The organism is Bifidobacterium platyrrhinorum, assembly GCF_010667645.1.
In the GTDB taxonomy this organism is placed as follows: domain Bacteria; phylum Actinomycetota; class Actinomycetes; order Actinomycetales; family Bifidobacteriaceae; genus Bifidobacterium; species Bifidobacterium platyrrhinorum.
This window is the reverse complement of the sequence record NZ_WHZV01000010.1, coordinates 16832-38383: the sequence shown is the minus strand read 5'-3', so window position 1 is coordinate 38383 and position 21552 is coordinate 16832. Positions and strand designations below refer to the sequence as shown.

Genomic DNA, 21552 nt, shown 5'->3' with positions numbered 1-21552 from the left:
TCCACGGCGTACAACGCATACTTCGTCCAAGCCAAGAGAGCCATGGGATCCGACGGATCCATGGAATCCACGGAAAAGAAAGGAAACGACCATCATGGCCAACGAATACAAGCTGCTCACCCCCGGACCGCTGACCACGACCCGCACGGTCAAGGAGGAGATGCTCTTCGACCACTGCACGTGGGACGAGGACTACCAGCAGATCACCCAGAAGATCCGCCGCCAGCTGCTCGAACTCGCCCACTGCGACCCGCGCGACTACACCGTCGTGCTCATGCAGGGCTCCGGCACGTTCGGCGTGGAGAGCGTCCTGACCTCCGTGATCGGCAAGGACGAGAAGGTGCTGTTGTGCACCAACGGCGCGTACGGCGACCGCCAGGTCAAGATCTGCGAGCACGCGGGCATCGACTACGTGCAGTACGCCGAGCCGTACGACCGCATCCCGGACGCCGACAAGGTCGAGGAGTACCTGCGCCGCGACCCGTCCATCACGCACGTGTCGATGATCCACTCGGAGACCACCTCCGGCCTGCTCAACGACATCGCCGCCGTGGCCACCGTCGCCAAGGCGCACGGCTGCACGTTCATGGTCGACGCGATGAGCTCCTTCGGCGGCGTCGACATCCCGGTCTCCGGCTGGGGCATCGACTTCCTCGTCTCCTCCGCCAACAAGTGCATCCAGGGCGTGCCCGGTTTCAGCTTCATCATCTGCAACAAGGCGAAGCTCGAGGCCTCCAAGGGCAAGGCGCGCAGCCTGTCCCTCGACCTGTGGGACCAGTGGAACACGCTGGAGAAGGCGAACGGCAAGTGGCGCTACACCTCCCCCACCCACGTGGTGCTCGCCTTCTCCAAGGCCCTCGACGAGATGTTCGCCGAAGGCGGCATCCCGGCCCGTTCCGCCCGCTACGCGCTGAACAACCACCTGCTCATCGCCCGCATGGAGGCGCTCGGCTTCCGCGTGTTCCTCAAGGAGAACCAGGGCCCGATCATCACCACGTTCCTCTACCCGGAGGGCACGAAGTTCGACTTCCACGACATGTACGAGTTCATCAAGGAGCGCGGCTACGCGATCTACCCCGGCAAGCTCACCCATGAGGAGACCTTCCGCCTGGGCAACATCGGCGAGATCTACACCGACGACATCGAGAAGGTGACCGAGCTTCTGGCCCTGTACATGGGCGAGCGCGGCCTGCTCGAGGCGGCCACCGGCTCGGCCTCCGTGCCCGAGGCCATCGCCGCGATGGACAAGGCCGGCGAGCCGATCAAGGCCGCCGCCCCGGCGAACGTGAAGCTCACCGCCTGAGAACCGCCCGGAACATCGGAACATCGGAAAAGGAGACAGCGACAATGACCAACCGTTTCGAAGCCGTGATCTTCGACTGGGCCGGCACGACCGTGGACTACGGCTGCTTCGCCCCCGTCAAGGCCTTCCAGGAGGCGTTCAAGGAGTTTGGCGTGGAGCCGACCATGGAGGAGACCCGCAAGCCGATGGGCATGCTCAAGCACGACCACATCAACACGATGCTGCACATGAACCGCATCGCCCGCGCGTGGGAGGACGCCCACGGCGCCGCCCCGACCGACGCGGACACGGATGCCGTGTACGCGCACTTCGAGCCGAAGCTGCTGTCCATCCTCGACGGCTTCGCCGACCCGAAGCCGGGCGTCGTGGACGCGGTCGCCGCCCTGCGCGAGGCGGGCCTGAAGATCGGCTCGACCACCGGCTACACGGACAGGATGATGGAGATCGTCGTGCCGAAGGCCAAGGAGAACGGCTACGACCCCGACTTCTGGATCAGCCCGGACGGCACCGACGGCTACGGCCGCCCCTACCCGTACATGATCTTCCGCAACCTCGAGGCCCTGCACGTCACCGACGTGCGCCGCGCCGCGAAGGTGGGCGACACGCTCTCCGACATCCGCGAGGGCAAGAACGCGGGCGTGTTCACCATCGGCGTGACCGAGGGCAGCTCGCAGATGGCCCTGAGCCAGACGGAGTTCGAGGCGCTGGGCGACGCCGACAAGGCGGCCGCGCGTGCGGCGGCCCGCGACGCGTTCGTGAACGCGGGCGCCGACGCGGTCATCGACACGCTGGCCGAGCTGCCGGCGCTGCTCGCCCAGATGGCCTGATTCGCCGGGTCCCACCGGATCCAGACGAATCCCGGCGAATCCCGGCGAATCCGAGCGGCGGCCCCGCGGCGGTCCCCTCCCCGAAAGGACGGAGACCGCCGCGGGGCCGCCGCCGCCGATGCACATCCGCCGACGGGCGCATCCGCGGACGCGGCCGCGGATGCGCAATATACGCATATAACGCATATATGAGTTCACTCGCATATATAAGAACGTTTACGAATATGGACAGCAGCCTCTCCCCGTTACCTGCCGTTCATACAATGGTTCGCGGCCATTATGGAATAGGAGAAAGAAGAGGTTCATGTTCTCAACCCATGCCAAGCGCATCGCCGCCCTGGGCGCGGCCTGCGCGATGCTGTTCACGGCGGCCGCCTGCGGCGGCTCGTCCAGCTCGTCGCAGTCCGACGGACAGACCATCATCTCGGTGAACAACACCGAACCGCAGAGCCCGCTGGTGCCCGCCGACACCAACGAGATGGGCGGCGGCAAGGTCATCCGCTACCTGTTCGAGGGTCTGGTCAGCTACGACGTCAAGGGCAAGCAGCACCTCGAGGTCGCCAAGTCCATCACGCCGAACGACGACGCCACCCAGTACACCATCAAGATCAAGGACGGCTGGAAGTTCACCAACGGCGAGGCCGTGACCGCCGAATCGTTCGCCAAGGCGTGGAGCTACGCGGCGAACGTGAAGCACGCCATGAAGCAGGCGAGCCGCATGTCCATCATCAAGGGCTACGACGAGCTTCAGGACCCGAACGTGGCCGACGACGCGCAGCTGAGCGGCCTTGAGGTCAAGGACGACCACACGCTGGTCGTGACCCTCGACCACCCGGATTCCGTCTTCCCGGTCCAGATCGCCCACCAGTCGTTCTTCCCGCTGCCGTCCGTGGCCTACAAGGACATCAAGGCGTTCGGCAAGAACCCGGTCGGCAACGGCCCGTACAAGCTCAAGTCGTGGAACGTCGGCAAGGACATCACCGTGGTGAAGAACCCCGACTACAAGGGTTCGCGCACCGTGAAGAACGACGGCATCGAGTTCCGCGTCTACACCGATGAGAACGCCGCCTACTCCGACGTGCTCTCCGGCAACCTCGACGTGCTCGACGAGGTGCCCGCCAGCGCCGTCAAGACCTTCCGCTCCAACAAGAGCGTGACCGCCTACAGCCAGCCGGGCTCCTCCTACCAGGGCTTCGTGATCCCGGAGCGCCTCGACCACTTCGGCTTCGACGAGGAGGGCCAGCTGCGCCGCCAGGCCATCTCCATGGCCATCAACCGCAAGCAGATCGTCGAGAAGGTGTACTCGAACACGAAGACCGTGGCCACCGACTTCACCTCGCCGCTGGTGCCCGAATACTCCAAGACGCTCAAGGGCGAGGAGAACCTCGAGTACAACCCGACCAAGGCCAAGGAGCTGTGGAAGAAGGCCGACGCCATCTCCCCGTGGAGCGGCAGCTTCAAGATCGCCTACAACGCCGACGGCGGCCACAAGCAGTGGGTCGACGCCGTGTCCAACCAGCTCAAGAACACGCTCGGCATCGACGCCCAGGGCGACGCCTACCCGACGTTCAGCGACATCCGCGAGCGCGTCACCGACCGCAGCATCTCCACCGCGTTCCGTTCCGGCTGGATGCTCGACTACCCGTCCGCCGAGGACTACATGACCCCGCTGTACGCCTCCGCCTCCGCGGACGGCCACGGCTCCAACGACGGCGACTACAAGAACCCCGAGTTCGACGCCGCCCTGGCCAACGCCCTGTCGCAGACCGACGTGACCAAGCGCACCGAGGCCCTGCGCACCGCCCAGGAGATCCTCATGCAGGACCTGCCGTCCATCCCGCTGTGGTGCGACAACGTGGCGGCCGTCTCCGCGCAGAACGTGAAGAACGTGCAGTTCGACTACACGAACATGCCCACGTACAACACCATCACCAAGTGACGCGGTGATGCGGCGCGGCCTGGCCGCGTGACCGTATGAGAGAGCCCCGACGGGATTTCCCGTCGGGGCTTTTCGTTCACAGGAGATTATCAGCCTTGCACCATGCCGCCATCCGCGCTGCGGTAGCCGAGGTTCATCATCTCGCTGTTGTAGGCGATGACGCCGCGGCCCTGGGCGGGCAGGACGATCATGCCGCCGTCGCCGTGGTGGGCGGCGACCTCGTCGAGCGTGGCGACGGCGGCGTCGTGCACGGACTCGCCGGCGAAGCGCACGCGGTCGGACACCTGGTGCGCGGCGACGACCTTGATGAACGCCTCGCCGATGCCGGTGCAGGAGACCGCCACGGTGCGCTGGTCGGCGAAGGTGCCGCAGCCGGGCAGCGGCGAATCGCCGACGCGGCCGTGCATCTGGTTGGTGATGCCGCCGGTGGACGTGCCGGCGGCGATGTCGCCGTTCACGTCGCGGGCCACGGCGCCGATGGTGCCGTGCTTCTCCCACTCGTCGCCGCCGGACTGCGCCTCGGCGAGCGACTGGCGCCGCTGCTCGGTGATGAAGTACTCGTTGGGTTCGGTCGCGACGCCCCAGTCGGCGATCTCGCCGTCGGTCGGGTCGGCGAACAGCACGTGCTTGGTCTGTTCCTTGACCGCGCGGGCCGCGTCGATCGGGTTCCTCACCGTGGACACGCCGGTGACCGCGCCGACCTCGCCGTCGCCGGTCATCAGGCAGGCGTCCATCTGGGCGATGCCGTCGCTGGTGAGCGCGGCGCCGTGGCCCGCGTTGAATTCGGGGGAATCCTCCATCACGTGGATGGCGGCGATGACGGCCTCGTGGGCCGGCGCGCCCGCCTCGAGCAGCGCGTAGCCGGCGTCGAGCGCGCGGTTGAGGTCCTTCTCGACCTGCGCGATGCGTTCCGGCGTGCTGCGCTTGCCGCGGCTGCCCGCGCCCGCGTGGATGATCAGGGTGATGCCGCTTTCGCTGCCCGCCGAGATGGCGGTCACCGGAGATGTGGACGATGCCGTGCCCATAGTGTCTGTTGTCCCTTTCCTTGCCGGCCCGTGCCGTCGAAGACCGACGGATGCGCGGGGCCGTGCTTCCTGCGTCGTGATGTCCGCGCCGCGGCCCCGGTCGCCCGGCGCCGCATGCGCCATGTGTATGATACGCGGCCGCGGCGTGCAACGCGACCATACGGCCACACCGCAGGTGCGCTACGCCTCCGCCAGGGATTCCGGCAATTCCAGTCCCGCCTCACGCAACGCGTCGCGCAGCGAGGGGGTGACCTTGCCGTCGCGGCCGCGCACGCCGCGCGCGTGGAGCAGCGAGCTGACGATGGCCTCCTCGCTTGCGGCGGCCACGGCGCGGAAGCATCGGTCCATCGCGTTCTCGTTGAGCCGTGTCACGGTCTCGATGAGCGGCCCGCCGGCGGGCGTGGGATGGTCGGACGGTGTGGTCTGGTCGTCGCCGGCCCAATGGTCGATGCGGTTGGCGGTGCTGAACGCGACGACGATCTCGCCGCTGCCGTTGCCGATGTAGCCGCCGCAGCGCGCGATGCCGACGGTGACGCGCTTGGCCATGCGCCTCAGCTGGCGTGAATCGGCCGGCAGGTCGGTGGCGATGACCGCGACGATGCTGCCCTTGTCCTCGCCGGCGCCGGCCGCGCCCACGGCGTCGGTCCCGTCCGAGGCCGATGCCGGGGCGGCGTGTTCCGCTTCGGCGAGGCGCAGGCCGACCGGCTCGCCATTGAGACGCAGGCATTCGCGCGAACCGAAGTTCGTGAGCACCAGCACGCCGAGCACATGGTCGCGCCCGTCCACGCGCACCACGCGCGAGGCCGACCCGATGCCGCCTTTGAGGCCGAAGCAGGTCATGCCCGTGCCGGCGCCCACGTCTCCCTCGTCGAAGTCCTCGCCGGCCGCGGCGATCGCCTCCAGCCCGTGCGCCGGCGTGACGGCGCGGGCGCGTATCGAGTTGATGGGACCGTCGTTGCATTCCATGACCACCGGGTTCACCGTGCCGGTGTCGACGCCGATGGCGGGGTGGCCGGTGAGCGCGTGGTCCACGAGCGCGTCGAAGCAGGCGCCGCAGGAGAGCGTGTTGGTCATGAGGATCGGCGTTTCGAGGCTGCCGAGCTCCTCGACCTGCACGAGTCCCATCGACTTGCCGAAGCCGTTGGACACGTATGCGGCGGCGGGCGGTTTGCTTGCGAAACAGTCGCCGGGCGGCACGATGGCGGTCACGCCGGTGCGGATCGTGGGCGCGGCGCCGTCGGGCGAGCGCAGCGTGACGTGGCCGACCCTCACGCCGGGCACGTCGGTGATGAGGTCCCGCTTCCCCGCGGGGCCGTCGTACAGGTCATGGTTCCATATGGCATTCGTTCCCATGGAGGACCATGGTAGCCCGGCCCGCGGCGCCGCCCGTCAACGCGTCATGGCGCGCACGGCGTCGCAGACCAGGCGGATGCCGTCCTCCAGGTCGCGTGCGTCGGGGCGGACCATGTTGAGGCGGATGTGCGTCTCGTCGGTCTCGTCCACGTCGAACACGCCGCCGGGCATGAACGTGACGCCGAGCGTGCGGCACCGGGCGAGCAGGTCGAGCGCGCGCACGCCGTCGGGCAGCGAGACCCAGATGTAGTATCCGCCCTGCGGCACGGTCCATCGCATGCCTTGCGGCGCATGCCGTTCCAGCGCGGCGACGGCCGTGTCTCGGCGGCGTCGGTAGGCGGCGGTCAGGTCGCGCACGTGCCCGGCGATGCGCCCCTCCTTAAGCAGTTCGAGGCAGATGCGCTGCGACGACGTGCTCGTATGCTGGTCGACCATGCGCCGCAATGCGGCCAGACGCGCGATGACGTGCGGGTCGGCCGCCACCCATCCGGTGCGCAGCCCGGAGGTGACGGTCTTCGAGAACGTGGACAGGTACATCACGTATCCGGCGTTCTCCATGCCGGCGAGCGGCACGGGGCGGTCGCCGTCCCCGTTCCCGCCGTACCACAGCTCCCCGTAGGCGTCGTCCTCGACGATGAGACACTGGTGGCGGCGCGCCACGTCGACGAGCCTGCGGCGGCGCTCCATCGGCATCGTCGTGCCGGTGGGGTTGTGGAAGGTGGGGATGGTGTAGATGATCTTGGGCCGGAAGCGCGCGCAGTAGCCCTCGAGCAAATCGGTGCGCATGCCGTCGGCGTCGACCGGCACGCCGACGATCGACGCGTCGGCGGAGCGGAACGTCTGCAACGCGGGGAAGAACGTGGACTGTTCGACGAGCACGCGGTCGCCCGGGTTCACGAACGCGCGCACGATGAGGTCGATGCCCTGTTCGGATCCGGACAGGACCATGACGTTGCGCGCCTCGCAGGCGACGCCGCGCGTGCGCATGTGTTCGGCGAGCAGCGCGCGCAGCTCGTCGAAGCCTTCGATGGGCGATTCCGGCTGGCCGTCGAACTCGTGCGAGGCGAACGCCTCGAGGCTCACCGCGCGCAGCAGGTCGTCGGGGATGTCCGCCGGGTTGGGCGAGCCGGTCGCGAAGTCGATGACGCGTCCGTCCGCTCCCCCGCGCCGGGCGCGGTCGATCTCGGCGATGTCATGGTAGGTGAACCGGTTGGAGTAGTCGCTGAACAGCACCGACCACGGGGGCCGGATGACGGACGGCTCGGGCGTGCCGTCGTGCGCGGGGACGCCGGCGTCGCGGATCGTGCGGATCGTACCGGGCGATGGCCGCGCACCGGCGCCGCCCGCCGGGGTCACGAACGTGCCCTTGCCGACCTTCGACGCGACGAGGCCTTCGTCCTTGAGCCGTTGGTACGCCTGCAGGACGGTGGTGCGGTTGACGCCGAGGCGTGCGGCGAGCTCGCGCTCGGGCGGCAGCCGGTAGCCTTCGGCGAGCTCGCCGGAGACGATGCGTTCGCGCAGCTGTGCGGCCAGCTGCCGGTACATCGGCACGCTCGCACGCCGGTCGAGTTCCAGCCGCATGGCCACCGTCCTTTCCCTTCCCGTATCCGCATCGGGGCGACTTCCCCGCCGCCGCTCCTTTTCGGCAATCCTTCCGACGATTATCCCATGATGCGGTGAAACTCCCATGGTGCGCCGACGCAAAACGGCGGGAAATGGCCGTTCCACATCATCTTCACACCGCACCATGGGCGATTGCCGGGCACCGCCCCGGGCCACGGGGAGCGCTACAGGGAGAGGAACAGCTCGTGCAGGCGCGTGTCGTCGGTGAGTTCCGGGTGGAACGCGGTGGCGAGGATGCCGCCCTGGCGCAGCGCCACCGGATGCCCGTCGACCTCGGTTTCGACGCGCGCCGACCCGCCGACGGAGACGACGTACGGCCCGCGGATGAACACGAGCGGGAAATCCTTGATGTACCCGGCGTCCCCGGGCTCGCCGAAGTCGGCGGTGGCGGCGAAGCTGCCCAGCTGGCGGCCGTACGCGTTGCGGCGCACGACGGCGTCGAGCGCGCCGAAGTACACGTGCTCGTCGTTGTCGAGCCTCTTCGCGAGCAGGATCATGCCGGCGCAGGTGCCGAACACGGGCTTGCCGGCCTTGATGTGCTCGGCGATCGGCTCGAACAGGCCGGTGGAGTGCAGGAGCTTGCCTTGCGTGGTGGATTCGCCGCCGGGCAGAATCACCCGGTCGATGGAGTCGTCGAAGTCCTCGGCGGCGCGCAGCAGCTTCCACGGCGCGCCGAGCCTGTCGAGCACGGCGGCGTGTTCCGCGAACGCGCCCTGCACGGCGAGGATGCCGGTCACGCCGTGCCGGTCCTGCCCGGATTCCACGCCGTCGGACTCCTCCTTGGAGATGTATTCGACCGCTACGACCATGTCAATCGCCTCCGGGTCTCACTCGCCTCGGGCGGCCATGATGGTCTGGATCTCGTCCTCGTTGATGCCGACCATGGCCTCGCCGAGGTTCTCGGAGAGCCTGGCGAGCAGGTCGGCGTCCTGCCAGTTGGCGGTCGCCTTGACGATGGCGGCGGCGCGCTTGGCCGGGTCGCCGGACTTGAAGATGCCGGAGCCGACGAACACGCCCTCGGCGCCGAGCTCCATCATCAGGGCCGCGTCGGCCGGGGTGGCGACGCCGCCGGCGGCGAAGTTGACGACGGGCAGACGTCCGTTGTCGTGCACGTACCTGGCGAGGTCGTACGGCACGGCGAGCTGCTTGGCCGCCTCGTACACCTCGTCGTCGCGCAGGGAGACGAGCTCGTGGATCTGCTTGTTCATTGTGCGCATGTGGCGCACGGCCTGGATCACGTCGCCAGTGCCCGGCTCGCCCTTGGTGCGGATCATGGCCGCACCTTCGGCGATGCGGCGCAGCGCCTCGCCGAGGTTCTTCGCACCGCACACGAACGGCACGTCGAACCGGTTCTTGTCGATGTGGTAGACGTCGTCGGCCGGGGAGAGCACCTCGGACTCGTCGATGTAGTCGATGTCGATGGCCTGCAGGATGCGGGCCTCGGCGATGTGGCCGATGCGCACCTTCGCCATGACCGGGATGGACACGGCCTCCTGGATGCCCTTGATCATGGCCGGGTCGCTCATGCGGCTCACGCCGCCGGCGGCGCGGATGTCGGCGGGGATGCGTTCGAGCGCCATGACGGCGCAGGCGCCGGCGTCCTGGGCGATCTTCGCCTGTTCGGGCGTGGTCACGTCCATGATCACGCCGCCCTTGAGCATCTGGGCGAGGTTGCGGTTGAGTTCGGCACGGTTCTGCGTCATCGGTGTTCCCTTCGTATGTCCGCGTGCGTCCGGCCCCTGCCGGACGGTTTCGCCGACCATTATCGGGCGCACGCACGCGGCCCGGTCCAAACCGGTCCAATTTGGATGGGGCCAATCGCGGGTTTTCCGACCGGTCCAATCCTTGCCGGGGCCGCGACGGCCCTCCCCGTCCGACCCGCAGGACCCGCCGAGCCGGGCCGGCCGATGCCGGCCGCCGTCAGCCGATGTTGTTGCCGTACACCTGGGACTGCAGGTCCTTGCGCGCGGTCTCCATGCGGGTCACCTCGCCGAGCAGCGCGATCTTCTCCTCGCCGTCCGGCAGCATCGCCATCCGTCGCCGGGACGCGCCGATGCGGCGCATGAGCCCCATGTCGAGCAGTTTGGCGAGCAGTTCCGCGGCGTACCGGCGCTCCGCCTTGGTGGCGGGCCGCAGCCGCTCGTCGGCATGGCCGCCGCCCGGATCCGCGCCGCCGGAACCGTCCCCGTCCCCGCCGCCGGAGGCCGGGCGTCCGTCGGCGGGCAACGGCAACGGCATGACCGCCAGTTCGTTGATCGTCGATTCGAGCATCGGCCCGCCCGCCTTGGTGAGATTGTGCATCCACAGCCCCTGCGGGGTACCGTCCCCGGGCAGTCCGCCGGCGGCGGCCACCGCCTGGAACAGGGTGCGGAACACCGGGGTCATGAAGTTCGCGAGCGTCAGTTCGCCGAACCACGACGGGTCGATGGCGCGTGGGATCTGGATGAGCACGGCCATGAACTGCTGTTCGGCGATGAACACGGCGTCGTCGATGCGGAAATACGTCTGTTCGGCGGCGTCGCGGCGTTCGAGCGCGCGGCGCGCCGCCGGGTTGGCGTACGGGTCCGCGCCCGGGTCCGCACGGCGTTCCGGACCGGCGTTGAACCGGCGCCGCTGCGCGTACGCGTCCTCGTCGCGCACATGCAGCCGCCGGCGCGCCTGGTTCACCTCGCGGCGCATGATGTCCAGGTCCACGCCGATGCGGCGCGTCGCCTTGCGCGTGTAGATGTCGAGCAGCGACCGGTCGCGGATCTGCGCCACCAGCGGCGCCACCGCCTTGACCGCGCCCATCTGCCCGGTCGTGTACGACGTGTCGAACCGGCCGATCGCCGCGTCGATGACGAAATCGTAGAGCGGTTTCGCATGCCCGATGAGCGAGCGCACCGCCTCGTCGCCGCGTTCGATCCTCAAATCGCACGGGTCGAGGTTGTCGTCCGCCACGGCGACGAACGTCTGCGACAGGAACGCCGAATCGAGGCCGAACGCGTGCAGCGCGGCCTTCTGCCCGGCGGCGTCGCCGTCGAACGTGAACACGATGCGCGAGCTCAGCGGCTGGCCCTCGACCTTCAACGGCCCCACCAGCTGGACCGCGCCGAGCGAATCGTCGGCGATGAGACGGCGCACGATCTTCGCGTGCTCGGCGCCGAACGCGGTGCCGCACGTGGCGATCGCCGTGTCCACGCCGGCCAGGTGCATGGCCATCACGTCCGTGTACCCCTCGACGATCACCACCTGTCGCTTCTTCACGATCGCCTTCTTCGCCAGGTCGATGCCGTAGAGCACCTGGTTCTTGCGGTACAGCTGCGTGTCCGGCGTGTTGATGTACTTCGCGGCGATCTGGTCGTCCTCGTACAGCTTGCGGGCGCCGAAGCCGAGCGTACGGCCGGTCGAATCGCGGATCGGCCAGGTGACGCGGCCGCGGAAATAGTCGTAGACGCCGCGCTGGCCCTGACGCGCGAGGCCCGCGTCGAGCATCTCCTGCTGGGTGAAGCCCTTCGACGCGAGATGGCGCACGAGGTTGTCCCACCCCTGCGGCGCGTATCCGCAGCCGAAGCGTTCGCAGTCGGCCTGGCTGAACGTGCGCCCGCCGAGGAGCTTGCGGGCGGCGAGCGCCTCCTTGGTCATGATCTGGGAGACGAAGAAGCGCTGCGCCTCCTCGTTGGCCTCGAGCAGGCGCGCGCGCTTCGAGCCGGAATGCCCGTCGGCGCGCCCCGTGCCGCTCTGCTCGTAATGCAGTTCGATGTGGTACTTGTCCGCGAGCAGTTCGACGGCCTCGCGGAAGTCGATGTTCTCCTGCTGTTCGACGAATTTGAACACGTCGCCGCCCAGGCCGCAGCCGAAGCAGTGCCAGACGCCGAGCGCGGGGCGCACGTTGAAGCTGCCGGTCTTCTCGTCGTGGAACGGGCACAGGCCGACGTACGTGCCGGTGCCGGAGGGCTTGAGCGAGACGGATGCGGATACGATGTCGTACAGGTCCGCGGCGGCGCGCACCTTCTCCACGTCTTCCTTCTTGATCATTCCGGCCATAACCCTCTACCCTACCCCACCGTGGGATCGCCCGGCCGATGGGACGTCCCGTCCTTGTATGCCGGAGGGCCGGATGGCATATGCGGGGCGCGACACACTCCAGGCCGTTCGGCCAAGCCTACGGTCGCGCCCCGCATATGCCGTCCGTCCCCCGCACAACGGGAACGCCGGGTCAGCACAGGATGGAGTGGAGAGCGAGGGCGGAGGCGTCGGTGAGGGAGGCGACCTGGTCGACGGCGACGCGCAGGCGGCCGTCGTCATCGCCGGCCTCGCGCCAGTCGTCGAGGAACTGGCTTTCGAGCACGTCGGAGGGGCGCGGGGATTCGCTCATGAGCACGTCGACGAGGTCCTCGACGATTCGCTGCTCCTCGCGATGCAGCGGCTCGCGCTGGCGCGGCGCCATGACGAAATGCACGGCCACGCCCTTGAGCGCCACGATCTCGTAGGAGGTCTCCCCGGGGATGACCACGTTGGCCGAGTACCGGGTGAGCGGGCCGGGGCCGTGGGCTTCGCGGGTGGCGCTTTCCACGCTCCACGCGAACCGTCCGATCAGGTCGGAGGTGATGTTCTTGAGTCTGGCCAGGTCCCTTCGCGAACCGTCGAAGCGTTCGGGGAACAGGCCGAGCCGGGAGAGCCGGGCGAACGCGGCGAGCAGCCCGTCCGGGTCCCACCGTTCGCCGTACCAGGCGCGCGTGTCCTCGACGATGGCGTCGAGCGTGCGCACGTTCGAGAGGGCCGAGGGGTCGAACGCGCCGGTGGCGATCGCGTCCTCCACGTCGTGCACCGAGTAGGCGATGTCGTCGGCGAGGTCCATCACCTGGCATTCCATCGGCTTCACGGCTTTGGGGGCGCCGGTCTTGAGCCAGCGGAACACGTCCTCGTCGTCCGGGTAGACGCAGAACTTGGTGGGTTTGACGCCGGTGAGGCGCGCGTATTCGGGGGCTTCGGCGAGCGTCCACGGGTATTTGACGGCAGCGTCGAGCGAGGCGCGCGTGAGGTTCACGCCGGCGGGGCGCCCGTCGGGGTGGAGGACCTTCGGTTCGAGACGGGTGAGCAGGCGCAGGGTCTGCGCGTTGCCTTCGAAGCCGCCGATCCCCGCGGCGATGCGGGCCAGCGCCTGTTCGCCGTTGTGGCCGAACGGCGGGTGGCCGAGGTCGTGGGCGAGGCACGCGCAGTCGACCACGTCCGGGTCGCAGCCGAGCAGTTTGCCGATCTGGCGGCCGATCTGCGCGACCTCGAGCGTGTGGGTGAGGCGGGTGCGGGCGAAGTCGTCGGTGCCGGCGACGAGCACCTGGCTTTTCGCGCCGAGGCGGCGCAATGCGGATGAGTGGATGAGTCGGGCGCGGTCGCGTTCGAACGCGGTGCGCGTCTTCGATTTGGGCGCCTCGGGGGCCCAGCGTTCCTCGTCGAAGGCGGTGTAGCCTTCGCCGCTCAATACCGGTTCCCCGTCCCGTGTCGTCTCCATGCCGCCCATCCTACCCGCGGTTCCCCTACCGGCGGGTGGTTCCTTGGGTTCCGCCGCCACGGTTCATGTCCCGGAAGCTCGAGAAAACCGGACGCTTGGATCCACTCAGCGTCCCGGATTCTCGGGATCGGCGTTCGCTTCGAGAATCCGGGACGTCCGGAGCCTCCGGACGGCACCGCTTACGAGGAACCGTTACAGCAGCCGTTACAGCAGCGACGCCGGGTCGAGCCTGGCGAGATCGTCGGCGGGCAGCACCTCGGCGGCGTGCTCGTACAGGCGCGGGATGCGGTTGCGCAGGCAGGTGAAGATCTCGTAGCTGATGGTGTCGGCGGCGCGGGCCCAGTCGTCGGCGGTCGGCTCGGCGAACTCCTCGCCGCGGCCCGGGCCGAACAGTTCCACGGTGTCGCCCTCATGCACGTCGAGCGCGGCGGCCGAACCGTGCAGGTCGAGGATGAACTGGTCCATGCACACGCGGCCGGAGACGCGGTACAGCTTCGGCCCTTCGGCGGTCATCACGCGCACCGGGCCGCCCGGCTTCTCCACGTGCTTGGCGCCCTGCATGTCGAATCCGGAGGCGGAGCGGTGGATGCCGTCCGCGTAGCCGAGCGGCACGATCGCGGTGGAGGTGTCGTCCGGGGTGAGGTAGGTGCGGCCGTAGGAGATGCCGTGGCCGGCCTCCACGTCCTTGACGGTGCCGAGCTGCGCCTGCAGGCGCATGGCCGGCTTCAACGCGTAGCTGGACGGCGTGCCCATCGCCGGATCCGGCTCGTAGCCGTACAGGCCGATGCCCGGGCGGGTGAGTTCGAAGTGGATCTCGGGGCGGGACAGCGTGGCCGCGGTGTTCGCGAGGTGACGGATCTCGGGGGCGATGCCCGCCTTCTCCATGCGGGCGGTGAACGCCTTGAAGTTCTCGATCTGGCGGTCGGTGGAGGCGACGAACTCGGGCACGTCCGGCGAATCGGCCACGGCGAGGTGGCTCCACTGGCCGACGATATGCAGCACGCCCTCCTTGGCGAGCGGGACGAGCCTGGCGAGCGCCGCGTCGAAGCCCTCCGGCGTGAAGCCGTTGCGTCCGAAGCCGGAGTCGACCTTCACGTGCACGCGCGCCGTCTTGCCGAGCTTGCGGGCGGCCTCGGCCACCGCGTCGATGCCGGGCAGCGAACCGACGGACACGTCGATGTCGTTGGCGATGAGCTCGTCGAACGGGACCTCCGTGCCGTTGTAGACCCACGTGAGGATGTGGCAGCGGTCGGGGCCGATGCCGAGCTTGCGCAGGAGCAGCGCCTCATGCGACTGGGCGGTGCCGAGCCAGGTGGCGCCGCCGGCGAGCGCGGCGAGCGCGGCGGGCAGCAGGCCGTGGCCGTAGGCGTCGGCCTTGACCACGCCCATCACGGCGGTGCCGGAGTGGGGGCCGCCGACCACGCTCACCAGATGCGCCATGTTGTCGCGCAGGGCCTTGAGGTCGACGATGGCCTGCGCGGGGTAGCGGCGACGGGCGGCCGCGTAGTTGGCCCTGCCCGCCTGGGAGCTGAATTCGATTTCGGGAGCTGCGTTCATACTCATGGTGCCCCATTGTCGCGCGGCGTTGTGACGAGTCCGTTTTCGCGCCCACATGCCGACACGCGAGGTTTGCGCGTCCCCGCATCACGGATCGGCTTCCACACTACGACCCGTTTTTCGCATGACGGACGCATCGTGAGACGCGCGGCGCCGCTTTTCCCCGGGTCGCCCTATACTCGGCGGTTACGCGGTTCACGAGCCGTTTGCCCGCAGGCCACTTCGTCCCCCTGCACGGCGCGGAGGCATCGTGCCGCCCATAGTTCAGACTCCCGGCGTTGAGGCGTGTCGGGGTCCCGGAATTCCGTCCGGCCAAGCCCCATTCCACTAATTCATGAGAGAAGACCATGAATCTGTTCCGTAAGAAAACGGTGGATCAGCTTGTCGCCGATTCCACCCCGCTCAAGCGCACGATGCGCACCTTCGACCTGACGATGCTCGGCATCGGCGCCATCATCGGCACCGGCATCTTCGTACTCACCGGCAAGGGCGCGCTCACCGCCGGCCCGGCGCTGTCCGTCTCGTTCCTGCTGGCCGCCATCTGCTGCGGTTTCGCGGGCCTGTGCTACGCCGAGTTCGCGTCGATGGCGCCGGTGTCCGGCTCCGCCTACTCGTACGCGTATCTGGCGTTCGGCGAACTCATCGCGTTCGTGATCGGCTGGAACCTCATCCTCGAATACGCGTTGCAGGCGGCCACCGTGTCCGCGGGCTGGGCCGGCTACTTCAACAAGCTGCTCGAAGGCTTCGGCCTGAGCCTGCCGGTCGAACTGACCGCCGCATACGGCACCACGCCCGGCGTGACCACCTATTTCAACCTGCCCGGCTTCGTGGTCGTGCTGCTCATCACCTGGGTGCTGTCCGTGGGCATCAACCAGACGAAGAAGACCAACGACATCATGGTGATGATCAAGCTCGCGATCATCGCTCTGTTCATCATCTGCGCCGTGTGGTACGTCAAGCCGTCCAACTGGCAGCCGTTCTCCCCGTACGGCATCTACACGTTCCAGCCCGGCTCCACCCAGCCGTACGGCATCCTGCCGGCCGCGTCCATCGTGTTCTTCAGCTTCATCGGCTTCGACGCCGTGTCCTCCTCCGCCGAGGAGACCATCGAGCCGAACAAGACGCTGCCGCGTGGCATCCTCCTGTCGCTCGCCGTCTCCACGGTGATCTACATCATCATGACGCTGGTGATGACCGGCATCGTGCCCTACCAGGAGTTCGCGAAGTTCATCGACGCCCCGGTCGCCGGCGTGATCCTGTACACCGGCATGAACTGGCTGGCCGTGGTCGTCAACATCGGCGCGCTCGTCGGCATGACCACGGTGATGCTCGTGCAGCTGTACGGCCAGTCGCGCATCTGCTACGCGATGGGCCGCGACGGCCTGTTCCCGAAGTTCTTCAGCGAGGTGCACCCGAAGCACCGCACGCCGTTCAAGGGCACCTGGTTCTTCGGCATCCTCACCGCGATCGCCGGCGGCTTCATCAACATCAACATCCTGTTCGAGCTGGTGAACATCGGCACGCTGTCCGCGTTCATCATCGTCTCCGCCGGCGTGCTGTGGATGCGCAAGACCGCCCCGGACGCGCACCGCGGGTTCAAGGCGCCGGGCGTGCCGGTCGTGCCTGCGCTGTCCATCATCTTCTGCCTGGTGTTCATCGCCGGCCTGAACTGGGAGACCTGGGTGCGGTTCGCGATCTGGCTGGCCATCGGCCTGGCCGTCTACTTCGGCTACAGCCGCCGCCACTCCAAGCTGGAGGCCACGGACGACGCCGAAACCCCGCAAGTCGCCTCCCCCGCGGAAGCGCGGTGACGTTCGTCATGCTCGTTCACCATGGATGTATCGGCGATGTCTGACGCATCCATGGTGAACGAGCATGACGAAATAGGGAAAGCCCCTCGATTTGCATCAAGGGGCTTTCCCGTATCCATGTCGTATCCATGTCGTATCCGCGATCGGGAACAGCGGGAATCCCCTCGTTCCGATACTCCCCTTCCGCGATTTAAACCGGCATCGGCAACGGGATTACCGGAATCATCGGAATACCACGGGCGGCAACGGAATATGCCGAGGGGGAACGGCATGAAGGCATCGCGGCCGAGCGACGCTGATGACACCCCGGATGACACCCCGTTATTCCGATGCCCCTACCACTCGTGGCGCTGGTAGGCGATCCTGGTGGTGTCCGTCGGCCGGTCGAGCAGCTGGATGAGGCCGCAACGGGCGAACCCGCTGGTCTCGAGCACGTGCTGCATGGCCTTGTTGTTCGGATGCGTGTCGGCGCGCACGTTGCCGTAGTGCTTGAGCGCCCAGGTGATGCAGTCGCGCGCGGCATGGCGCACCAGCCCGGACGAGGCGATGCGGTGGATGGTCACGTACGTGTCGTCGTCGAGCCACGCCCCGTCGATGCGCGCGTAGGTGGGGTCCTCGCCCGGGCATAGGGCGAACTGCGCGAGGATGCGCTCGTGGCCGTCCTTCATGTCGACCAGCAGCATGGTGCGCTGGTTGGCGATGTCGTCCCTCACCACCGATTCGCGCGGGAACGTGTTCCCCCATTGCGTGGGGTTGCCGTTGCGGGCCATGAGCTCGCGGGCGTGCGCGTAGACCTTGAGCATCTGCGGCAGGTCGCGCATGGTCGCGTGACGGAAACGACGGGACTGCGTATTGGACTCCACGGCACACCTCACGTCCGTGCGGCCGGGCGCACGGCGATTGAATCGGAAACGGGTCAACTGACGCGTTACGCTACCATGCCCGCCTCACAAACACCGCGGGTTTCCTGTGATGCGGCCGGAGGCTTCCCGTGATACGGCTGAGGTTGTTCATGATACGGTCGGAGCCTTCCGATACGACCGGAGCCTTCCAACACGGCCGGGTTTCCCGGTAGTACGGTCGGGTCCCCCGTGACGTGGCTGGAGTCTCCACAATGCGGTCGCCCGATATCCCGCATGGCATCATGCACGCGGACAGCGGGCGGCCGCATGCCGGCATATACGGTCTCCCCGGTTCCACGCGGGCAGACCGAAGGAAACGTATTCCATCAAATCCCCCGAGTACGTTCCCTCCGGCCAAAGAAGGCAGAACCGGAGGAAACGTATTCCAAGGGACTCCCCCGGTTCCGGTTTCTCCGGCTTGAACCGGAGAGACCGAAGGAAACGTATTCCACCAGGTTCCCTCAAGTACGATTCCCCGGCCCAAAACGATGAAGCCGGAGGAAACGTATTCCAGAGAATTCCCCCGGTTCCGGTTTCTCCGGCTTGAAATGGTAAGGCCGGGGATATCGCACGCGGGACACATGCCCCAAGTACGATATCCCCGGCCTCACCTGCGGGATGTCCTCCGGACACCATCCGCCGGGTACCCCGGCACCCGGTCCCCTCCGGTCAGACGACCTTGCGTTCGAACGGGTCGGAGCTGATGCCCTTGGCGAGGATGTCCTTGCACCATTCCTTCGCGGTGAACAGGCTGTGGTCGCGGTAGTTGCCGCAGCTTTCGATCGTGGTGGCGGGCACGTCGTCCCACGTGGCCTTGTAGGCGATGAACTCGAGCGACTCCTTGAGCGCTTTGGCGATCTCCTCGGTGGGATGCTCGCCCCAGGTGAGCAGGTGGAAGCCGGTGCGGCAGCCGAACGGCGAACAGTCGATGTAGCCGTCGATGCGCTCGCGCAGCAGCACGGCGATCGTGTGCTCGATGGTGTGCAGCCCGGCCGTCGGGATGGCGTTCTCGTTCGGCTGCACGAGGCGCAGGTCGTAGTTGGAGATCACGTCGCCGTGCGGACCCTTCTCCGTGTCGATGTAGCGCACGTACGGCGCCTTCACCTTCGTATGGTCGAGCTGGAAGCTTTCCACCACGGGCTTGTCGGTCTTGTCAGCCATGTTCGTTCCTTTCCGTGTCGCACATCGCCATGCGACGCATCCGCCGCCCATCCTAGTCGCGGACCGTGGAGACGGGGTCGTCAGGCTTCGTCGGCGTTATAGACGTTCCTTATAGACGTCTTCATACGCATGCACATCCGTCGCGCGCACGACCGCGCGGCACGATGCGGCGCGCACGACCATGCGGCACGCATACGGTACGCGCGGACGACACGGCGGCCCGCCGTCCGGGCGCGCGGAAGACGCACCGGCCGCCCGTCGGCCGCGTCCCTTGCCCGACGGTCACATCCTTGCCCCTCAGCCGCGTCTCCCGCCCGACGGTCACATCCCTTGCCCGACAGTCACATCCCTTGCCTGACGGTCACATCCTCTGCCCGACGGTCACGCTCCCTGCGCGCCGTACGCCGCGATCTCGTCCATGAACCGTCTGCCATAGCGTTCGAGCTTGCGTTCGCCCACACCGTTGACGGCGAGGAACTGGGCGTCGGTGACCGGCCGGATGCGCGCCATGTCGCGCAGCGCGCGGTCGGAGAAGACGATGTACGGGGGTTTGCCGATCTCCTGCGCGATGGTGCGGCGCAGGGCGCGAAGACGCTCGAACAGCGCGTCCTCCTCGTCCGAGGGCACGTACGCATCGGCATCGACCGGTCCGACGGTGCCGGCCGAACCGAACACGGTGGAGGACGGCACGCCGCCGCCCACGCCCAAGCGCCGCGTCCTACCGTCGGCTCCCCCATCGGCCGTGCGGTCGGAGCGGCGGTCCACGCGCTTGATCTCGTAGCGGAAGTCGGGGGCGACGGTTTCGGCGGCGCGCGGGCCGAATCCGACGAGCGGCAACCTGCCGTCGCCGACGGTCAGATAGCCGTCGGTGGTCATCTGGCTGAGCACGTCGCGTACGCGCGCCTCCGGCACGTCCTTGAGCGTGCCGAAGCTCGGCATGCGCTCCGGGGCGAGCCAGGCGAGGTCCTGCGCCTGCGAGCCGCGCAGGATCCTCACGATCTTGCCGGATCCGAGCCCGCGACGCACCGGCGTGGGGGTGGTCTCATGCCCCTGTTCGTCGTGCTCGAACATGACGTCGTGCACGCAACGGCTGATGTTGCGCGCGATGTCGGTCACGTCGACGGTGGTGAACGTGCGTTCGCAGTTCGCGCACGCACCGCACTTGCCCGGCGCGCCGGCCGTCGCCGCACCGGTGCCTGCCCCGGACACCGACCCGTCCTCCTGGCCGAAGTAGCGGGTCATGTACCGGTGGAGGCATTCGGTGGTGCGGCAGTAGCCGATCATACCGTCGAGCAGGCGGCGGCGGTTGTGTCGCGCGATCTCCTGCTCCTCGGGGGTCATGCGCTCGTTGTCGTTGTCCGAGTCGAGCAGGCGGCGGCGTGTGACGATGTCGGACTCGTTCCACAGCAGCGCGCACCGGCTGGGTTCGCCGTCGCGGCCGGCGCGGCCCGCCTCCTGGTAGTACGCCTCGATGGATTCGGGCATGTTGTGGTGGATCACGTAGCGCACGTTGGACTTGTCGATGCCCATGCCGAACGCGTTCGTGGCGACGACGACCGGCACCCGGTCGGTGACGAAGTCGCGTTGCGCCCGCCCGCGCGCCTCCGGGCTCATGCCGCCGTGGTAGGCGACGGCCACCGGGCCGCCGGCGGATCCCGCTCCCCCGGCCGTCGCACCGGCGGCGGCCCGGCGTTCCGGAACCGCCCGGTTCAACGTGTCGGCGAGCGCCTCGGTCTCCTTGCGCGTGGCGCAGTACACGATGCCGGAATCGCCGGGGTGCGCAGCCACGTAGTCGGCGATCCATGCGGCCTTGCGTTTGCGCTCCATGGCGATGACGTCGAAGTACAGGTTGGGACGGTCGAATCCGGTGACGGTCACCCGGGGCGCGTCGAGGCCGAGAAGGCCGACGATGTCGCGCCGAACCTTCTCGGTGGCGGTGGCGGTGAACGCGCCGACGACCGGGCGGCGCGGCAGCGAGCGGATGAAGTCGCCGATGGCGAGGTACGAGGATCGGAAGTCCTGTCCCCATTGGGAGACGCAGTGCGCCTCGTCGACGGCGACGAGCGCGATCGGGGTGCGTGCGGCGAAGTCGCGGAACCGGCCGGTTTCGAGGCGTTCCGGGGCCACGTAGAGGAGCTTCACCTGGCCGGCGGACGCCTGGGCGAGCGTCATGGACTGCTCGTCCGGCGTCTGCATGCCGTTGACGAACGCGGCCGGAAGCCCCACGTCGTTGAGCGCGTCGACCTGGTCCTGCATGAGGGAGATGAGCGGCGAGATGACGATGGCGACGCCGGGCAGCAGGGCGGCCGGGATCTGGTAGCACAAGGATTTGCCGGCGCCGGTGGGCATGACGGCGAGCACGTCGTGTCCGCGCAGGAGCGCGTCGACCACGCCGGACTGCCCGGGGCGGAACGATTCGTAGCCGAAGTACCGTCCGAGCGCGGCCAAGGCCGCCGCATGCATGTCCGCCGTCTGTCCAGTCATGGTTCCCACCATACATCCCCGCATCGCACCCATGCCGTGCGACCGGCCCGCGGCCTCTCCCCTGGCGCGGCCCTTC

15 protein-coding genes are annotated in these 21552 nt (G+C 68.1%); 4 read left to right on the top strand and 11 right to left on the bottom strand.

Annotation, left to right across the window (positions count from 1 at the left end):
• Positions 1 to 94: 94 nt before the first annotated feature.
• The 3 genes from GFD21_RS09710 (at position 95) to GFD21_RS09700 (ending at position 4069) form a co-directional block, all read left to right on the top strand.
• A complete protein-coding gene (locus tag GFD21_RS09710) occupies positions 95 to 1303 on the top strand; it encodes a 2-aminoethylphosphonate--pyruvate transaminase (RefSeq protein WP_163197771.1) in 1209 nt (402 codons plus the stop codon).
• Between the two features lie 44 nt (positions 1304 to 1347).
• Positions 1348 to 2130 (top strand): phosphonoacetaldehyde hydrolase, encoded by a 783-nt coding sequence (gene phnX / locus GFD21_RS09705; protein WP_163197770.1) that lies wholly within the window; start codon positions 1348 to 1350, stop codon positions 2128 to 2130.
• A gap of 304 nt (positions 2131 to 2434) precedes the next feature.
• On the top strand, positions 2435 to 4069 hold the full coding sequence (locus GFD21_RS09700; protein WP_163197769.1) for a peptide ABC transporter substrate-binding protein: 1635 nt from the start codon (positions 2435 to 2437) through the stop codon (positions 4067 to 4069).
• A gap of 89 nt (positions 4070 to 4158) precedes the next feature.
• Here the strand turns inward: GFD21_RS09700 and GFD21_RS09695 are convergent, their stop codons facing one another.
• From GFD21_RS09695 to alr, 8 genes are all read right to left on the bottom strand, one after another.
• On the bottom strand, positions 4159 to 5094 hold the full coding sequence (locus GFD21_RS09695) for an isoaspartyl peptidase/L-asparaginase family protein (protein WP_163197768.1): 936 nt from the start codon (positions 5092 to 5094) through the stop codon (positions 4159 to 4161).
• Between the two features lie 180 nt (positions 5095 to 5274).
• Positions 5275 to 6447, bottom strand: a complete 1173-nt coding sequence (locus GFD21_RS09690) for a DmpA family aminopeptidase (protein WP_163197767.1) — start codon at positions 6445 to 6447, stop codon at positions 5275 to 5277.
• A gap of 36 nt (positions 6448 to 6483) precedes the next feature.
• Positions 6484 to 8028 carry a MocR-like pyridoxine biosynthesis transcription factor PdxR gene (gene pdxR / locus GFD21_RS09685; RefSeq protein ID WP_163197766.1) on the bottom strand — a complete coding sequence of 515 codons (1545 nt, stop codon included), beginning with the start codon at positions 8026 to 8028 and terminating at the stop codon, positions 6484 to 6486.
• Between the two features lie 206 nt (positions 8029 to 8234).
• Positions 8235 to 8879, bottom strand: a complete 645-nt coding sequence (gene pdxT, locus GFD21_RS09680; protein ID WP_163197765.1) for a pyridoxal 5'-phosphate synthase glutaminase subunit PdxT — start codon at positions 8877 to 8879, stop codon at positions 8235 to 8237.
• Positions 8880 to 8897: 18 nt separating this feature from the next.
• On the bottom strand, positions 8898 to 9773 hold the full coding sequence (gene pdxS / locus GFD21_RS09675) for a pyridoxal 5'-phosphate synthase lyase subunit PdxS (RefSeq protein ID WP_163197764.1): 876 nt from the start codon (positions 9771 to 9773) through the stop codon (positions 8898 to 8900).
• A gap of 217 nt (positions 9774 to 9990) precedes the next feature.
• The gene (gene dnaG / locus GFD21_RS09670; protein WP_163197763.1) at positions 9991 to 12096 is read right to left on the bottom strand and encodes a DNA primase; all 2106 of its coding nucleotides are present in this window, start codon (positions 12094 to 12096) and stop codon (positions 9991 to 9993) included.
• Positions 12097 to 12268: 172 nt separating this feature from the next.
• The gene (locus tag GFD21_RS09665; RefSeq protein ID WP_163197762.1) at positions 12269 to 13561 is read right to left on the bottom strand and encodes a deoxyguanosinetriphosphate triphosphohydrolase; all 1293 of its coding nucleotides are present in this window, start codon (positions 13559 to 13561) and stop codon (positions 12269 to 12271) included.
• 204 nt (positions 13562 to 13765) lie between these two features.
• The gene (gene alr / locus GFD21_RS09660; protein WP_163197761.1) at positions 13766 to 15124 is read right to left on the bottom strand and encodes an alanine racemase; all 1359 of its coding nucleotides are present in this window, start codon (positions 15122 to 15124) and stop codon (positions 13766 to 13768) included.
• Between the two features lie 341 nt (positions 15125 to 15465).
• Here alr and GFD21_RS09655 point away from each other — a divergent pair, with 341 nt between their 5' ends.
• Entirely contained in the window at positions 15466 to 16929 is a 1464-nt protein-coding gene (locus GFD21_RS09655) for an amino acid permease (RefSeq protein WP_163197760.1), read from the top strand.
• A 335-nt stretch (positions 16930 to 17264) separates the two neighbouring features.
• On the opposite strand, the gene GFD21_RS09650 is transcribed toward GFD21_RS09655, so the two are convergent.
• The 3 genes from GFD21_RS09650 to GFD21_RS09640 form a co-directional block, all read right to left on the bottom strand.
• The gene (locus tag GFD21_RS09650; protein WP_163197799.1) at positions 17265 to 17750 is read right to left on the bottom strand and encodes a GNAT family N-acetyltransferase; all 486 of its coding nucleotides are present in this window, start codon (positions 17748 to 17750) and stop codon (positions 17265 to 17267) included.
• 750 nt (positions 17751 to 18500) lie between these two features.
• Positions 18501 to 18992 carry an S-ribosylhomocysteine lyase gene (locus GFD21_RS09645; protein ID WP_163197759.1) on the bottom strand — a complete coding sequence of 164 codons (492 nt, stop codon included), beginning with the start codon at positions 18990 to 18992 and terminating at the stop codon, positions 18501 to 18503.
• A gap of 381 nt (positions 18993 to 19373) precedes the next feature.
• A complete protein-coding gene (locus GFD21_RS09640; protein ID WP_163197758.1) occupies positions 19374 to 21488 on the bottom strand; it encodes a RecQ family ATP-dependent DNA helicase in 2115 nt (704 codons plus the stop codon).
• Positions 21489 to 21552 lie beyond the last annotated feature (64 nt).

Coding starts and splice junctions, on each gene's coding strand:
- pdxS (WP_163197764.1), bottom strand. CDS start 9,773: ATGACGCAGAACCGTGCCGAACTCAACCGCAACCTCGCCCAGATGCTC.
- GFD21_RS09650 (WP_163197799.1), bottom strand. CDS start 17,750: ATGCGCGACCTGCCGCAGATGCTCAAGGTCTACGCGCACGCCCGCGAG.
- pdxR (WP_163197766.1), bottom strand. CDS start 8,028: ATGCGGCTGGAACTCGACCGGCGTGCGAGCGTGCCGATGTACCGGCAG.
- alr (WP_163197761.1), bottom strand. CDS start 15,124: ATGAGTATGAACGCAGCTCCCGAAATCGAATTCAGCTCCCAGGCGGGC.
- GFD21_RS09710 (WP_163197771.1), top strand. CDS start 95: ATGGCCAACGAATACAAGCTGCTCACCCCCGGACCGCTGACCACGACC.
- GFD21_RS09655 (WP_163197760.1), top strand. CDS start 15,466: ATGAATCTGTTCCGTAAGAAAACGGTGGATCAGCTTGTCGCCGATTCC.
- phnX (WP_163197770.1), top strand. CDS start 1,348: ATGACCAACCGTTTCGAAGCCGTGATCTTCGACTGGGCCGGCACGACC.
- GFD21_RS09690 (WP_163197767.1), bottom strand. CDS start 6,447: ATGGGAACGAATGCCATATGGAACCATGACCTGTACGACGGCCCCGCG.
- GFD21_RS09645 (WP_163197759.1), bottom strand. CDS start 18,992: ATGGCTGACAAGACCGACAAGCCCGTGGTGGAAAGCTTCCAGCTCGAC.
- pdxT (WP_163197765.1), bottom strand. CDS start 8,879: ATGGTCGTAGCGGTCGAATACATCTCCAAGGAGGAGTCCGACGGCGTG.
- GFD21_RS09640 (WP_163197758.1), bottom strand. CDS start 21,488: ATGGTGGGAACCATGACTGGACAGACGGCGGACATGCATGCGGCGGCC.
- GFD21_RS09695 (WP_163197768.1), bottom strand. CDS start 5,094: ATGGGCACGGCATCGTCCACATCTCCGGTGACCGCCATCTCGGCGGGC.
- dnaG (WP_163197763.1), bottom strand. CDS start 12,096: ATGGCCGGAATGATCAAGAAGGAAGACGTGGAGAAGGTGCGCGCCGCC.
- GFD21_RS09700 (WP_163197769.1), top strand. CDS start 2,435: ATGTTCTCAACCCATGCCAAGCGCATCGCCGCCCTGGGCGCGGCCTGC.
- GFD21_RS09665 (WP_163197762.1), bottom strand. CDS start 13,561: ATGGAGACGACACGGGACGGGGAACCGGTATTGAGCGGCGAAGGCTAC.